General features: G+C 55.5%; 14 protein-coding genes and 1 other RNA gene. 4 read left to right on the top strand and 11 right to left on the bottom strand.

Annotation, left to right across the window (positions count from 1 at the left end):
- Nucleotides 1–275 precede the first annotated feature (275 nt).
- The 6 genes from gcvH to PUZ33_RS05255 form a co-directional block, all read right to left on the bottom strand.
- On the bottom strand, nt 276–665 hold the full coding sequence (gcvH, locus tag PUZ33_RS05280) for a glycine cleavage system protein GcvH (RefSeq protein WP_013098622.1): 390 nt from the start codon (nt 663–665) through the stop codon (nt 276–278).
- Nucleotides 666–688: 23 nt separating this feature from the next.
- A complete protein-coding gene (gene gcvT / locus PUZ33_RS05275; RefSeq protein ID WP_058680991.1) occupies nt 689–1,783 on the bottom strand; it encodes a glycine cleavage system aminomethyltransferase GcvT in 1,095 nt (364 codons plus the stop codon).
- A gap of 397 nt (nt 1,784–2,180) precedes the next feature.
- Nucleotides 2,181–3,383 carry an FAD-dependent 2-octaprenylphenol hydroxylase gene (gene ubiI, locus PUZ33_RS05270; RefSeq protein WP_058680974.1) on the bottom strand — a complete coding sequence of 401 codons (1,203 nt, stop codon included), beginning with the start codon at nt 3,381–3,383 and terminating at the stop codon, nt 2,181–2,183.
- A gap of 12 nt (nt 3,384–3,395) precedes the next feature.
- Nucleotides 3,396–4,574 carry a 2-octaprenyl-6-methoxyphenyl hydroxylase gene (ubiH, locus tag PUZ33_RS05265; protein WP_058680975.1) on the bottom strand — a complete coding sequence of 393 codons (1,179 nt, stop codon included), beginning with the start codon at nt 4,572–4,574 and terminating at the stop codon, nt 3,396–3,398.
- Nucleotides 4,571–5,884: a Xaa-Pro aminopeptidase gene (pepP, locus tag PUZ33_RS05260; RefSeq protein ID WP_028028109.1), complete on the bottom strand. Its 1,314-nt coding sequence runs from the start codon at nt 5,882–5,884 to the stop codon at nt 4,571–4,573. The genes ubiH and pepP overlap by 4 nt, the downstream gene beginning before the upstream one ends.
- Before the next feature lie 31 nt (nt 5,885–5,915).
- On the bottom strand, nt 5,916–6,494 hold the full coding sequence (locus tag PUZ33_RS05255; RefSeq protein WP_013098627.1) for a YecA/YgfB family protein: 579 nt from the start codon (nt 6,492–6,494) through the stop codon (nt 5,916–5,918).
- Between the two features lie 168 nt (nt 6,495–6,662).
- Between PUZ33_RS05255 and zapA the strand changes: the two genes are divergently transcribed.
- The 3 genes from zapA to PUZ33_RS05240 all read left to right on the top strand — a co-directional run bounded on the left by zapA (nt 6,663) and on the right by PUZ33_RS05240 (nt 7,837).
- Entirely contained in the window at nt 6,663–6,992 is a 330-nt protein-coding gene (zapA, locus tag PUZ33_RS05250) for a cell division protein ZapA (RefSeq protein WP_006811891.1), read from the top strand.
- A gap of 41 nt (nt 6,993–7,033) precedes the next feature.
- A non-coding RNA gene (ssrS, locus tag PUZ33_RS05245) (6S RNA) lies at nt 7,034–7,217 on the top strand.
- Nucleotides 7,218–7,240: 23 nt separating this feature from the next.
- Nucleotides 7,241–7,837, top strand: a complete 597-nt coding sequence (locus PUZ33_RS05240; RefSeq protein ID WP_028028108.1) for a 5-formyltetrahydrofolate cyclo-ligase — start codon at nt 7,241–7,243, stop codon at nt 7,835–7,837.
- Between the two features lie 107 nt (nt 7,838–7,944).
- Here PUZ33_RS05240 and serA read toward each other — a convergent pair whose 3' ends face one another.
- Together serA and rpiA are read right to left on the bottom strand one after the other, a co-directional pair.
- Complete coding sequence (serA, locus tag PUZ33_RS05235; RefSeq protein ID WP_013098629.1) at nt 7,945–9,177, bottom strand: phosphoglycerate dehydrogenase; 1,233 nt, start codon at nt 9,175–9,177, stop codon at nt 7,945–7,947.
- Nucleotides 9,178–9,444: 267 nt separating this feature from the next.
- Nucleotides 9,445–10,104, bottom strand: a complete 660-nt coding sequence (gene rpiA, locus PUZ33_RS05230; protein WP_013098630.1) for a ribose-5-phosphate isomerase RpiA — start codon at nt 10,102–10,104, stop codon at nt 9,445–9,447.
- 127 nt (nt 10,105–10,231) lie between these two features.
- Between rpiA and argP the strand changes: the two genes are divergently transcribed.
- The gene (argP, locus tag PUZ33_RS05225) at nt 10,232–11,125 is read left to right on the top strand and encodes a DNA-binding transcriptional regulator ArgP (protein ID WP_008499727.1); all 894 of its coding nucleotides are present in this window, start codon (nt 10,232–10,234) and stop codon (nt 11,123–11,125) included.
- A 48-nt stretch (nt 11,126–11,173) separates the two neighbouring features.
- Here the strand turns inward: argP and PUZ33_RS05220 are convergent, their stop codons facing one another.
- From PUZ33_RS05220 to PUZ33_RS05210, 3 genes are all read right to left on the bottom strand, one after another.
- A complete protein-coding gene (locus PUZ33_RS05220; protein ID WP_013098631.1) occupies nt 11,174–11,914 on the bottom strand; it encodes an oxidative stress defense protein in 741 nt (246 codons plus the stop codon).
- A 92-nt stretch (nt 11,915–12,006) separates the two neighbouring features.
- Nucleotides 12,007–12,642: an arginine exporter ArgO gene (argO, locus tag PUZ33_RS05215; protein WP_013098632.1), complete on the bottom strand. Its 636-nt coding sequence runs from the start codon at nt 12,640–12,642 to the stop codon at nt 12,007–12,009.
- 145 nt (nt 12,643–12,787) lie between these two features.
- Entirely contained in the window at nt 12,788–13,642 is an 855-nt protein-coding gene (locus tag PUZ33_RS05210) for a small-conductance mechanosensitive channel MscS (RefSeq protein WP_013098633.1), read from the bottom strand.
- Nucleotides 13,643–13,740 lie beyond the last annotated feature (98 nt).

Below are 13,740 nucleotides of genomic sequence, written 5' to 3'. Positions count from 1 at the left end.
AGGGTGAGGGGAAGATGGGCACCCTCACCCCTGTCCTCTCCCGAAGGGCTGAGGAATCCCCACTAATTTTTTATTAGTGGTTTCAGAGGATTAGAATGAATATTTTGCGAGCAGTTAGATTCACTCAGCTCGTAGACAGACAGAAAACGCTCATAAATGTGCATCTTCTGTCGAGTTATCGGTTGTTTTTAGCTCCATTTTTGAACAATAAACAACCATTTATCCATATCTAATTTTCTGGGGATTCCTCAGCCCGAAGGGAGAGGGATAATGGCTTACTCGTCTTCTAACAGGGCTTCGTATGCGGTGGCATCCAGCAGCGCAGCAACCTGTGATTCGTCGCTGGCTTTGATCTTGAAGATCCAGCCGCCTTCATACGGTTCGCTGTTGACCAGTTCCGGGGAGTCGCTCAGCGCGTCGTTGACGGCAATGATTTCGCCGCTCACCGGTGCATAGATATCGGATGCCGCCTTAACAGATTCCGCGACAGCGCAGTCATCGCCTGCGCTAACGGTCGCGCCCACTTCCGGCAGGTCAACAAACACCATGTCGCCCAGCAGCTCTTGCGCGTGCTCGGTGATCCCAACGGTATAAGAGCCGTCCGCCTCTTTGCGCAGCCACTCGTGTTCTTTGCTGTATTTCAGTTCTGCTGGCACATTGCTCATTGAAGTTCTCCTGATAAAAATGATTAGGCGACCGGCTTACCGGCGCGAACAAAAATCGGTTTGGTCACGTGGACCGGCATTTCGCGGTTGCGGATCTGTACCACCGCCGTTTCGCCAATGCCGGCCGGCACGCGTGCCAGTGCAATACTGTAGCCCAGCGTCGGGGAGAAGGTACCGCTGGTGATCACGCCTTCACGCGGATTGCCGTCTGCATCGGTAAAACGTACCGGCAGTTCGCCGCGCAGCACGCCTTTTTCCTTCATTACCAGGCCAACCAGCTGTTCAGTGCCCTTTTCGCGCTGCATCTCCAGCGCTTCACGGCCAATAAATTCGCGGTCAGCCGGTTCCCACGCGATGGTCCAGCCCATGTTAGCGGCCAGTGGAGAGACGCTTTCGTCCATCTCCTGACCGTAAAGGTTCATGCCCGCTTCCAGGCGCAGCGTATCGCGCGCGCCCAGTCCTGCAGGCTTGACGCCCGCTTCCACCAGCGCACGCCAGAAATCGGCGGCTTTTTCATCCGGCATGGCAATTTCATAGCCCGCTTCACCGGTATAGCCGGTGGTGGCGATAAACAGATCGCCCGCCTGCACGCCGAAGAACGGCTTCATGCCAGCGGTGGCTTCACGCTGCTCGTTGTTGAACAGCGTGGCGGCTTTCGCCTGCGCGTTCGGCCCCTGCACGGCGATCAGCGACAGATCATCACGGACGGTGATGTCGATGGCATATGGTTCAGCGTGTTGGGTAATCCAGGAGAGGTCTTTTTCGCGGGTGGCGGAGTTTACAACGAGGCGGAAGAAATCTTCAGTGAAGTAGTAGACGATGAGGTCGTCAATCACGCCGCCAGAGGCATTTAGCATGCCGGTATAGAGCGCTTTACCTGGCGTCTTCAGTTTTGCGACGTCGTTTGCCAGCAGATAACGCAAAAACTCCCGGGTGCGGCTACCGCGCAGGTCGACAATTGTCATGTGGGAGACGTCGAACATACCGGCATCGGTACGCACTGCGTGGTGTTCATCAATCTGGGAGCCGTAATGCAGCGGCATCATCCAGCCATGAAAGTCCACCATACGTGCACCGCATAACACGTGTTGTTCGTACAAAGGAGTCTGTTGAGCCATCTTTTCCTCGTTGAAAAATTCACCGTGAATCCCGGTATCGGCCCCGTCATTCGGCACCGACGCAAACGTTCTCTTTTACCTGAACTTACCACCGAAACCGACGGTTAACCATAAGGTAAAACAGGTCATCACATTAGCTTATGACCAAAAAACGCTGAAAAGCCTACAGAGTTATTCACTGGTAAAATGCGATTCAACCCGCATAAAATTAACAACGATCTAACAATATTTAGCACATGGTGATATTTCATGCGGAAAAACGGGCCAAATTTCCGTAACGTAAAAATAGCCAGATTAGATTATCTAATGCGAAAAATGGCGTGAAATTAGATTATTTCAAACGAGGATATTTACCCGGCGCAGAGGCCGGGTAAATAAAGTGTGACGGGGATCGAGATTAACGTAACCAGTCGGGAAGATCGTTAAGACCCATCGCCTGACGAAGGAGTTGAGGTTTTACGCCCGGAAGGGTGTCGGCCAGTTTCAGGCCGATGTCGCGCAGCAGTTTTTTCGCCGGGTTTGCCCCGGCAAACAGCTCGCGGAAGCCCTGCATGCCTGCCAGCATCACCGCCGCGCTGTGCTTGCGGCTGCGTTCGTAGCGACGCAGGTAGAGATGCTGGCCGATGTCTTTACCTTCGCGGTGCAGACGGCGCAGCTCATTCACCAGCTCTGCCGCATCCATAAAGCCAAGGTTAACTCCCTGTCCGGCCAGCGGATGAATGGTATGCGCCGCGTCACCCACCAGCGCGAGACGGTGCGCCGCAAACTGGCGCGCGTAACGGCCGGTCAACGGGAATACCAGGCGTTCGCTCTCAAGGGTGCACAGACCAAGACGGTTATCAAACGCCATGCACAGCGCCTGATTAAACGCCTCTGGCGTCGCCTCGCGCATCAGCTGTGCTTTTTCCGGCACCAGAGACCAGACGATCGAGCACAGGTGCGGATCGCTCAGCGGCAGAAATGCCAGAATACCGTCGTTATGGAAAATCTGGCGCGCAACGCCACCGTGCGGCTCTTCAGTACGAATGGTTGCTACCAGCGCATGATGACGATAATCCCAGAAGGTCAGGGGAATATCCGCCTTGTTACGCAGCCACGAGTTTGCGCCATCCGCGCCCACCACCAGCCGCGCGGTGAGCATGTCGCCGCTCTGCAGGGTGAGAAACGCTTCGTTTTCGCCCCATGCCACCTGCTGGATTTGCGCGGGCGCCATCAGGGTGATATCGCTGCAGGATTGCGCTTTTTGCCATAACGCATGGTGAATGACGGCATTTTCGATGATATGACCCAGATGGCTATAGCCCATACTTTCATCATCAAACGCGATACGACCAAAGCTGTCTTTGTCCCACACTTCCATTCCGTGATAGCAGCTGGCACGCTGCGCCACGATATCTGACCAGACGCCAAGGCGCGTCAGTAGTTTTTCGCTGGCGGCATTGATTGCCGAGACGCGCAGTTCCGGCGGCGCATCGTGCGCAACGGGCTGAGGCAGATTTTGCTCCAGCACGGCCACGCGCAGACCACTGCCCTGTAAACCACAGGCCAGCGCCAGCCCTACCATTCCGCCGCCTACAATGGCGACATCAACATTTTGCACGATGATAACTCCTTAACGCGCGACCCAACCAAGGGTCCGCTGCGCCAGCACGTCACGTGCCGGAATGAATAATTCCATCGCCATCAGCCCAAGGTTGCGGCCTGCAACCAGCGGTGCCCAGCGATTGGCAAACAGATGTACCAGGCCATCGGTGACGCCGATAGTCGCTTCTTTATCGGCCCGGCGTCGCCTCTGATAATGGCTGAGCACCGGATACGCACCGCAATCTTTTTGCTCATGCCACGCCTGAGACAGAATCTCTGCCAGGCTCATCACGTCGCGTAGCCCAAGGTTGAAGCCTTGCCCGGCGATTGGGTGCAACGTCTGCGCGGCATTGCCGACCAGCGCCACGCGATGGGAGATGGACTGAGATGCCGTGGTCAGCGACAGCGGGTAAACAGCGCGTTTTCCCGCATGGGTAATACGCCCCAGCCGCCAGCCAAAGGCTTTTTGCAGTTCGGTACAGAAACGGTCGTCGGACCAGGCCTCAACGTCAGCCGCTTTATCCTGAGGATGGCACCACACCAGCGAGCAGCGTCCGTTTGACATCGGCAGCATGGCCAGCGGGCCGTGCTGAGTGAAACGTTCAAACGCCCTGCCGTTGTGTTCTCCCGCCGTAGAAACGTTAGCAATAACGGCGACCTGTCCGTAAGGCTGGGCGCGCCATTCCACGCCGCACTGGGTGCCAAGCGCAGAACGTGAACCATCGGCGGCGACCAGAAGCTGGCCATCCAGAACCGTGCCGTTTTCCAGCGTCACGCTGACCGCCGCTTCGCTGCGGCTGAAGCTGGCGACGCGCGCCGGGCAATGCAGCGTCACGCCCGGGGCATCCTGCAATAAACGGAACAGACGCAGCCCGACGTCGTGAAGTTCGACCACCCGGCCTAACGCATCGATGCGGTAATCCTGCGCATCCAGCGTCACAAACCCGGCATGGCCACGATCGCTGACGTGAACGGTGTTAATTGCCGTCGCACAATCCGCAATCGCCTGCCAGATGCCAATTCGAGCGAGCTGCTGGCATGTCCCCTGTGCCAGCGCAATGGCGCGGGCATCAAAACCAGGATGATCGGACGCCTCTGGCGCCACAGCCTCCACCAGATGGACCGGGAGTTGCCCTTTCGTCAAATGCGAGATGGCCAGCGCCAGCGTAGCTCCCGTCATCCCCCCACCAACGATAATCACGCTCATGGGCGTGCCGCTGCCATCAGCGCCTCAATGTCATCGGCGTTTTTCACCACGCCCGCGGTCAGGTTTTCGTTACCGGTTTCGGTGATGACAATGTCATCTTCGATGCGAATACCAATTCCACGGTACGCTTCCGGCACGTCGGCATCCGGCGCAATGTAGAGCCCCGGTTCAACGGTCAGCACCATACCCGGCTCCAGCACGCGAGAACGTTCTGAACCATACGCACCAACATCATGCACATCCAGCCCCAGCCAGTGGCTCAGGCCGTGCATAAAGTAGGGGCGATGCGCATTTTCAGCAATCAGGGTATCCACATCACCGTTCAGAATCCCGAGCCTTACGAGGCCGGTAATCATGATGCGCACCACTTCGCCGGTCACTTCCTGGATGGAGGTGCCGGGGCGATAGAGATTCAGCGCGGTTTCAAGAGATTCAAGAACGATGTCATAAATTTCGCGCTGCGCGGGGGTGAACTTACCGTTCACCGGGAAGGTACGGGTAATGTCGCCCGCATAGCCCTGATATTCGCAGCCTGCATCAATCAGCACCAGATCGCCGTCACGCAGTTCACTTTCATTTTCGGTGTAGTGCAGAATGCAGCCGTTTTCACCGCCGCCGACAATGGTGTTGTAAGAGGGATAACGCGCGCCGTGGCGGTTGAACTCGTGGTGAATCTCGCCTTCCAGCTGATATTCAAACAGGCCGGGATGGCACTTTTCCATCGCCCTTGTGTGAGCCAGCGCGCTGATTTCGCCTGCACGACGCATCACGTCCAGCTCTTCCTGCGATTTAAACAGGCGCATCTCGTGGACCACCGGGCGCCAGTCCGTCAGCGTGGCCGGGGCGGAGAGATTCTGCCGGGAGCCTTTACGCAGCTTATCCAGCGCGGTGAAGACTATCTCATCGGCGTACGCATACTCACCCTGCGCGTGGTAAAGCACATCCAGCCCGTTCAGCAACTGATAGAGCTGCTGGTTGATTTCACTGAACGCCAGCGCACGGTCCACACCCAGTTTCGCGGGCGCGGCCTCTTGCCCCAGGCGGCGACCAAACCAGATCTCCGCGGTGAGATCCCGTACGCGGTTGAAAATCACGCTGTGGTTGTGGGTGTCATTGCTCTTGATCAGCACCAATACCGCCTCCGGTTCATTGAACCCGGTGAAGTACCAGAAATCGCTGTTCTGGCGATAGGGGTATTCACTGTCAGCACTGCGCGTCACTTCGGGCGCGGCAAAAATCAGCGCAGCGCTTCCGGGCTGCATTTTTGCCAGCAGCGCCTGACGACGACGGGAATACTCTTGATTCGAGATAACCATGACACCCTCCTGTGCGTTATTTTTCTTAATGTAAGGTTGGCTTACGAACTTCCGGTGCGGTTGGCTGCGAGCGGGTGAAGTTATCGTGGCACAGCAGTGCCGCCACGCGAACGTACTCGATAATCTCTTCGAGAGACATCTCCAGCTCTTCCTGATCTTCTTCTTCGTCGTAACCCAGCTGCGCGATGTTACGCAGATCGTCGATCGCTTCACCCGCTTCGCCGGTCACTTTATCAAGCTTGGGCTGCGTTACACCCAGCCCCAACAGATAGTGGTTTACCCAACCGGCCAGCGCATCGGCGCGATCGAACACGCTGACATCGTCGCCTTCAGGCAGATAAAGCTGAAAAAGGAAGCCATCGTCCTCCAGCGAATCGCTGATTGCCGAGTGCATTTTTCGCAGCGCTTCCGCCAGTTCATGACCAAACGCCAGCCCTTCGTTCGTCAGGTCGTGGATCAGCGGCTGCCATGAGCTGTCGCTGTTTCCGCCGCATAGCATGCCACTGATCAGACCGTGCATTTCGGCAGGGGTTAAACCCACACCCTGCTGGTTCAGTAACTGGTTTAAATCGTTGTAACCAGGCATTTCGTTCTGTATAGACATGAGCTTTCGTCATCAAAGGGAGGAATATTCATGATATGCTACCACTTTGGACCCTGGTGATACCAGAAAAGGGCTTGTATCTTCACATCAGGGTAGCTATAGTGTCGCCCCTTCGCAGCCCCCGGGGCAGTAAGCGAAGGCAGCGCAGTCAATCAGCAGGAAGGTGGCATGTCTGCACAACCCGTCGATCTCCAGATTTTTGGCCGTTCACTGCGAGTGAATTGTCCTCCTGAACAAAGGGATGCTTTGAATCAGGCTGCGGACGATTTGAATCAGCGGTTGCAAGATCTTAAAGAACGCACTAGAGTCACAAATACTGAGCAGCTGGTTTTTATCGCCGCGTTGAACATCAGCTATGAACTGACTCAGGAAAAAGCGAAGACCCGCGACTACGCGGCAAGCATGGAGCAGCGCATTAAAATGCTCCAGCAGACCATAGAACAGGCGTTGCTTGATCAAGGTCGCAATCCCGAAAGACCGGGACCAAAGTTTGAATAACACTTCTCAGTTGACTATGGTAGAGTAACTGTGAAGACAAAATTTCTCTGAGATGTTCGCAAGCGGGCCAGTCCCCTGAGCCGATATTTCATACCACAAGAATGTGGCGCTCCATGGTTGGTGAGCATGCTCGGTTCGTCCGAGAAGCCTTAAAACTATGACGACACATTCACCTTGAACCAAGGGTTCAAGGGTTACAGCCTGCGGCGGCATCTCGGAGATTCCCTCACTCTTCTTCTACCACTACCATGACTCAATTCCCTGAAGTTTCTGCCTCACGCCAGGATATTCGTCAACTCATTCGACAACGTCGCCGGGCGTTACCCCCTGAACAGCAAGCGCATTTTGCCCAGCAGGCCGCGGCACGCATGATGGCGTATCCGCCTGTAGTAATGGCGCATACCGTCGCGCTGTTTCTCTCTTTTGATGGTGAGCTGGATACGCAGCCACTCATTGAACAACTCTGGCGAGCCGGAAAGCGGGTTTATCTGCCGGTGCTGCATCCGTTTAGCGCAGGGAACCTGCTGTTTCTGCACTACCACCCGCACAGCGAACTGGTTGTGAATCGTCTGAAAATCACCGAGCCGAAGCTGGATGTGCGCGACGTGCTGCCGCTGTCACAGCTGGACGTGCTGATTACGCCGCTGGTGGCGTTTGATGAACAGGGCCAGCGTTTAGGAATGGGCGGGGGGTTCTATGACAGAACGTTGCAAAACTGGCAGCAGTACGGGTTGCAGCCGGTGGGTTATGCGCATGATTGCCAGGCGGTAGACGCCTTGCCGGTCGAGAAGTGGGATGTGCCGTTGCCGGCGGTGGTGACGCCATCGAAGTTGTGGGAATGGTGAAACAGGCGTGCAGCCTGATGCCCTCACCCCAGCCCTCTCCCACCGGGAGAGGGAGAAAACATAAAAAACGGTAACTATCGTTACCGTTTTGCATTTACCTCACACCCTCAGTACAGCAGACGCGCGCGAATCGTCCCCGGAATGGCCTTCATGCTCTGCAGCGCTTTCTCGGCCACATCTTCATCTGCTTCGATATCAATAACCACATAGCCCATCTGCGAGTTGGTTTGCAGATACTGCGCGGCAATGTTGACACTCTGCTCAGCAAAGATCTGGTTGATGGCGGTCAGCACACCCGGACGGTTTTCGTGAATGTGCAGCAGACGACGGCCACCGTGCAGCGGCAGCGACACTTCCGGGAAGTTAACGGCAGAGAGCGTTGAACCGTTATCGGAGTATTTGCTCAGTTTACCCGCCACTTCCAGACCGATATTCTCCTGCGCTTCCTGAGTAGAGCCACCGATGTGTGGCGTCAGGATCACGTTGTCGAACTCGCACAGCGGAGAGTTAAATGGATCGCTGTTGGTTGCAGGCTCCGTCGGGAAGACGTCGATAGCCGCCCCCGCCAGATGCTTACGCTTCAGGGCATCGCACAGCGCGGGAATGTCGACAACCGTACCGCGTGCGGCGTTGATCAGCAGGGAACCTGGCTTCATCAGCGCCAGCTCTTCCGCGCCCATCATATTTTTGGTTGAGGCGTTTTCCGGCACATGCAGGCTTACCACGTCGCTCATGTTCAGCAGGTCAGAAAGATGTTGAACCTGAGTGGCGTTCCCCAGCGGCAGTTTGCTTTCAATGTCGTAGAAGTAAACATGCATGCCCAGGGATTCAGCCAGGATACCCAGTTGGGTACCAATGTGGCCGTAACCAATGATACCCAGCTTTTTACCGCGCGCTTCATAAGAGCCCGCGGCCAGTTTGTTCCACACGCCGCGGTGGGCTTTGGCGTTGGCTTCCGGAATACCACGCAGCAACAGCAGCAGTTCGCCAATCACCAGCTCCGCCACGGAACGGGTGTTGGAGAACGGGGCGTTGAAGACCGGGATACCGCGTTTTGCGGCAGCATTCAGGTCAACCTGGTTGGTACCGATGCAGAAACAGCCGATAGCGACCAGCTTTTCCGCCGCAGCAATAACATCTTCAGTCAGGTGAGTACGGGATCGCAGGCCGATGAAGTGGGCATCACGGATGGACGCTTTCAGCTCTTCAGTATCCAGCGCGCCCTTGTGAAATTCGATGTTGGTGTAACCTGCCGCGCGAAGGCTATCAAGTGCTTTTTGATGCACGCCTTCTACTAGCAGGAATTTAATCTTGTCTTTCTCCAGTGATACCTTTGCCATTTACCCGACCCTGTTTTTTTGTCTGAACTGATGTTGTGCTGGATTGAAATCCGCTTAGCCAACATATCAAAAAAAACTATTGCAGCAATATGAACGTTTGCGTCGGCACTCTGAAGAAAAGTCATACAGCGCAAAATAGCAGAGTAAAATGCTGCAAATACTTGTGAATGCGGAAGGTTCAGCAAGAGAGGGGCAAAAACGTGACACAAGTCACCGAATTTAGCTTTTCAAAATTTTTTTAGCGGGGGGAGGACTCCCCCCGTCAGATCATTTTACGATGGTTTTCACGCCATCAGCCGTGCCGATCAGCGCAACATCCGCGCCACGGTTGGCGAATAACCCTACTGTTACCACGCCCGGAATGCCGTTGATGGCGTTTTCGAGCGCGATCGCGTCGAGAATTTCCAGGCCATGAACGTCGAGGATCACGTTGCCGTTATCGGTGACCACACCCTGACGGTATTCAGGACGTCCGCCCAGTTTTACCAGCTCACGTGCCACGGCGCTGCGCGCCATTGGGATCACTTCAACCGGCAGCGGGAATTTACCCAGAATATCAACCTGCTTGGATGCATCCGCGATACAGATGAATTTATCGGCCACGGAGGCGATGATCTTTTCACGCGTCAGCGCTGCGCCGCCGCCTTTGATCATCTGCATATGCCCGTTGATTTCATCCGCGCCATCAACGTAGATCCCCAGACGGTCCACTTCGTTCAGATCGAAAACGGTAATGCCGAGGCTTTTCAGCTTTTCCGTGGAAGCATCGGAGCTCGAAACCGCGCCCTCGATCTGCCCCTTCATCGTGCCCAGCGCATCGATAAAGTGTGCCGCCGTCGATCCCGTACCCACACCGACGATAGTACCCGGTTGCACGTACTGCAGCGCGGCCCATCCTACTGCTTTTTTCAGTTCATCCTGCGTCATGATCGTTTTGCCTGTGGTATGAAAACTTAGGGCGCATTATAGAACACGTGACGTGGAATTCGTCTGCCACAAAGGGAAAATTGTGTCATAGTGCAGATTAAGCAAAATTAAGGAGTAAGCCAGAGCAATGAAACGTCCGGACTACAGAACACTACAGGCACTTGATGCAGTTATTCGTGAACGCGGTTTTGAGCGCGCAGCGCAAAAGCTGTGTATTACTCAGTCCGCCGTATCACAGCGTATCAAACAGCTTGAAAACATGTTCGGGCAGCCACTGCTGGTGCGTACCGTGCCACCGCGTCCAACAGAGCAAGGACAAAAGCTCCTCGCCCTGCTGCGTCAGGTTGAACTGCTGGAAGACGAATGGCTGGGTGATGAACAAACGGGTTCTACGCCGTTGCTGCTGTCACTGGCGGTGAACGCCGACAGTCTGGCAACCTGGCTGCTGCCCGCCCTCGCCCCGGTCCTGGCCGATTCCCCTATCCGTCTTAATCTGCAGGTTGAAGATGAAACCCGCACCCAGGAACGCCTGCGTCGCGGTGAAGTGGTCGGGGCGGTCAGTATTCAGCCTCAGGCACTGCCAAGCTGCCTGGTCGATCAACTGGGCGCGCTGGATTACCTGTTTGTCGGTTCAAAAGCCTTTGCGGAGCGCTACTTCCCCAATGGCGTCACCCGCGCCGCGCTACTTAAAGCACCTGCCGTGGCGTTCGACCATCTGGACGATATGCATCAGGCGTTCCTGCAACAAAACTTCGACCTGCCGCCGGGCAGCGTGCCGTGCCACATCGTGAACTCGTCTGAAGCCTTCGTGCAGCTTGCGCGTCAGGGAACCACCTGCTGCATGATCCCGCACCTGCAGATTGAAAAGGAGTTGAAAAGCGGTGAGCTGATTGATTTGACGCCGGGGCTGTATCAGCGCCGGATGCTTTACTGGCACCGTTTTGCGCCGGAAAGCCGCATGATGCGCAACGTCACCGACGCGCTGCTGGCATACGGGCACAAGGTGTTGAGACAGGATTAATCGCTTGAATACCCTCTCCCTGTAGGAGAGGGTTAGGGTGAGGGCAAATTACTGCGCCTTAGCCGTCTCAGTTTGCTGAGTTTGCGTCGGCTCCAGCTGGAACACCACATCAACCTGATCGTCGAACTGAATGGTCGGCTGCTCATAGCTTTCCTGAGCAGATACCGGCGCCGCATCGGCTTTCATCATCCGTACCATCGGGCTTGGCTGATAGTTAGAGACGTGGTAACGCACGCTATACACCGGGCCGAGCTTACTCTTAAAGCCAGCGGCCAGCTGCTGCGCCTGATGCATCGCATCGTCAATTGCCGCTTTACGCGCTTCGTCTTTGTATTTCTCCGGTTGCGCAACGCCCAGTGAGACGGAACGAATTTCGTTCAGCCCCGCCTTCAGCGCGCCATCCAGAAGGGAGTTCAGCTTATCCAGCTGGCGGACGGTCACTTCAACGCTACGCACCGCGCGATAGCCTTTCAGGATACTTTTGCCGTTCTGGTAGTCGTAATCGGGCTGAGTACGCAGGTTCGCAGAGCTGATGTCTTTTTTGGCAACACCGTTCTGCTCCAGGAAAGAGAGATATTGCGCAACACGATCGTCAGCCTGCTTCTTGGCGGAAGCGGCATCCTTCGCGGCTACGTTGACTTCAATTGCCAGCGTCGCAACATCCGGTACCGCATCCACGCTGGCGGTGCCGGAAGTGACGATGTGCGGACCATTTGGCAATTCATTCGCCTGAACAGACACCGCACCCAAACTTACTAATGCCGCCAGGGCCATCACGTTAAACTTCACTGTCATTCCTCCATGTTGCGAAGAGTGCCCTAACAACAGGGCGCATGCCAGCAAGCTTAGCGGGTCCTGCTCAGTTGTCCATAAGACAACGCTTAGTTGAACAATCCCTGAACATGATGAATCCCCTCTTTCGCCAGTTGAAAGGCAATGACCCACATCACCACGCCCACCAGCGTGTTGATGATCCGCTGGGCTTTGGCGGTACGCAAACGGGGTGCCAGCCACGCCGCCAGAATGGCGAGGCCAAAGAACCAGAGGAAGGAGGCACTCACCGTGCCCAGGGCAAACCAGCGCTTCGGCTCAACGTCCAGTTGCCCACCCAGGCTCCCGAGCACCACAAACGTGTCGAGATAGACGTGCGGGTTAAGCCACGTTACCGCCAGCATGGTGACGATGATCTTCCAGCGCCCCTGCTTCATCACTTCGGCGCTCGCCAGCTCCAGGTTACTGCTCATTGCCGTTTTTAACGCACCGAATCCGTACCACAGCAGGAAGGCGACCCCGCCCCAGGTCACCAGCGCCAGCAGCCAGGGTGACTGCATCAGTAGCGCACTCCCGCCAAAAATCCCGGCACAAATCAGCAGTAAATCGCTTACCGCGCACAGCAGGGCAATCATCAGATGATACTGGCGGCGAATCCCCTGGTTCATGACAAACGCATTTTGCGGACCGAGGGGAAGGATCATGGCTGCGCCTAACGCAAGCCCCTGAAAATAATACGATAACATGACATTTATCTCGCAGAATTGTCTTTGGAGCAGACTATACTGCGAGAAGAACATTAGAGGAAATTGATAATATTAATTGGGTATTAGCATAGCTAATAAAAGATAAGCCCGGTGGCGCTAGCGCTTACCGGGCCTACGGGAGATGTTATTCGGCTTCTTTTACTTTTTTGACGTTTACGTCCATCTGCGGATACGGGAAGCTGATGCCGTTGGCGTCAAACTCGCGCTTAATGCGCTCCAGCACGTCCCAGTACACGTTTTGCAGATCGCTGCTTTTGCTCCAGATACGCACCACGAAGTTAATAGAGGAAGCACCCAGCTCATGCAGGCGCACGGTCTGCTCTTTGTCCTTCAGAATGCGATCGTCGGAGGCGATAATGTTAGCAATCAGCGATTTCACCTGATCAATATCGGAATCATACGCCACGCTGATAATTAACTCGTTACGGCGAACCGGCTCGCGAGAAAAGTTAATAATGTTGCCCGCGATGATTTTGCCGTTCGGGACCACAACGATACGCCCGTCAACGGTACGCAGAGTGGTAGAGAAAATTTGTACCTGCAGTACGGTACCGGCAATGCCGCCCAGATCAACATACTCACCGGAACGGAATGGACGGAAGGTGACCAGCAGTACGCCTGCCGCCAGGTTCGAGAGCGAGCCCTGTAATGCCAGACCAATCGCCAGACCCGCGGCACCAAGCACGGCGATCACCGATGCCGTTTGTACCCCCACGCGCCCCAGTGCAGCAATCAGCGTAAACGCGATGATGCCATAGCGCACCAGCGCAGAGAGAAAGTCAGCCACCGTAGCGTCGATATGTCGCGCTACCATCACCCGGTTGACCGCATTCGATACAATACGCGCCACGATCATCCCGACGATGATGATGGCAATCGCCGCGACGATATTCACGGCGTAGCTCAGCAGCAGCGCCTGGTTGCGCACCAGCCAGTTACCGGCGTTATTGATGCTGTCTACAACATCGAGTTGTTCCATTTATTCTTCCTTTTGTTAAACCAAAACACAAATCCATCCCCCATGGAGACAGGCAGGTCCGTAAAGGGTAAACAAAAAGCGCAAGTTTTGCCAAACAG

It is taken from the genome of Enterobacter cloacae complex sp. 2022EL-00981 (assembly GCF_028737495.1).
Classification (GTDB): domain Bacteria; phylum Pseudomonadota; class Gammaproteobacteria; order Enterobacterales; family Enterobacteriaceae; genus Enterobacter; species Enterobacter cloacae.
This window is presented reverse-complemented; position numbering and strand designations above follow the sequence as displayed.

Bases quoted from the DNA above. Each gene is read 5' to 3' on its own strand.
- PUZ33_RS05210 (WP_013098633.1), bottom strand. From the start codon at position 13,642: ATGGAACAACTCGATGTTGTAGACAGCATCAATAACGCCGGTAACTGG.
- rpiA (WP_013098630.1), bottom strand. From the start codon at position 10,104: ATGACGCAGGATGAACTGAAAAAAGCAGTAGGATGGGCCGCGCTGCAG.
- ubiH (WP_058680975.1), bottom strand. From the start codon at position 4,574: ATGAGCGTGATTATCGTTGGTGGGGGGATGACGGGAGCTACGCTGGCG.
- argO (WP_013098632.1), bottom strand. From the start codon at position 12,642: ATGTTATCGTATTATTTTCAGGGGCTTGCGTTAGGCGCAGCCATGATC.
- PUZ33_RS05240 (WP_028028108.1), top strand. From the start codon at position 7,241: ATGACTCAATTCCCTGAAGTTTCTGCCTCACGCCAGGATATTCGTCAA.
- argP (WP_008499727.1), top strand. From the start codon at position 10,232: ATGAAACGTCCGGACTACAGAACACTACAGGCACTTGATGCAGTTATT.
- serA (WP_013098629.1), bottom strand. From the start codon at position 9,177: ATGGCAAAGGTATCACTGGAGAAAGACAAGATTAAATTCCTGCTAGTA.
- gcvT (WP_058680991.1), bottom strand. From the start codon at position 1,783: ATGGCTCAACAGACTCCTTTGTACGAACAACACGTGTTATGCGGTGCA.
- zapA (WP_006811891.1), top strand. From the start codon at position 6,663: ATGTCTGCACAACCCGTCGATCTCCAGATTTTTGGCCGTTCACTGCGA.
- PUZ33_RS05255 (WP_013098627.1), bottom strand. From the start codon at position 6,494: ATGTCTATACAGAACGAAATGCCTGGTTACAACGATTTAAACCAGTTA.
- gcvH (WP_013098622.1), bottom strand. From the start codon at position 665: ATGAGCAATGTGCCAGCAGAACTGAAATACAGCAAAGAACACGAGTGG.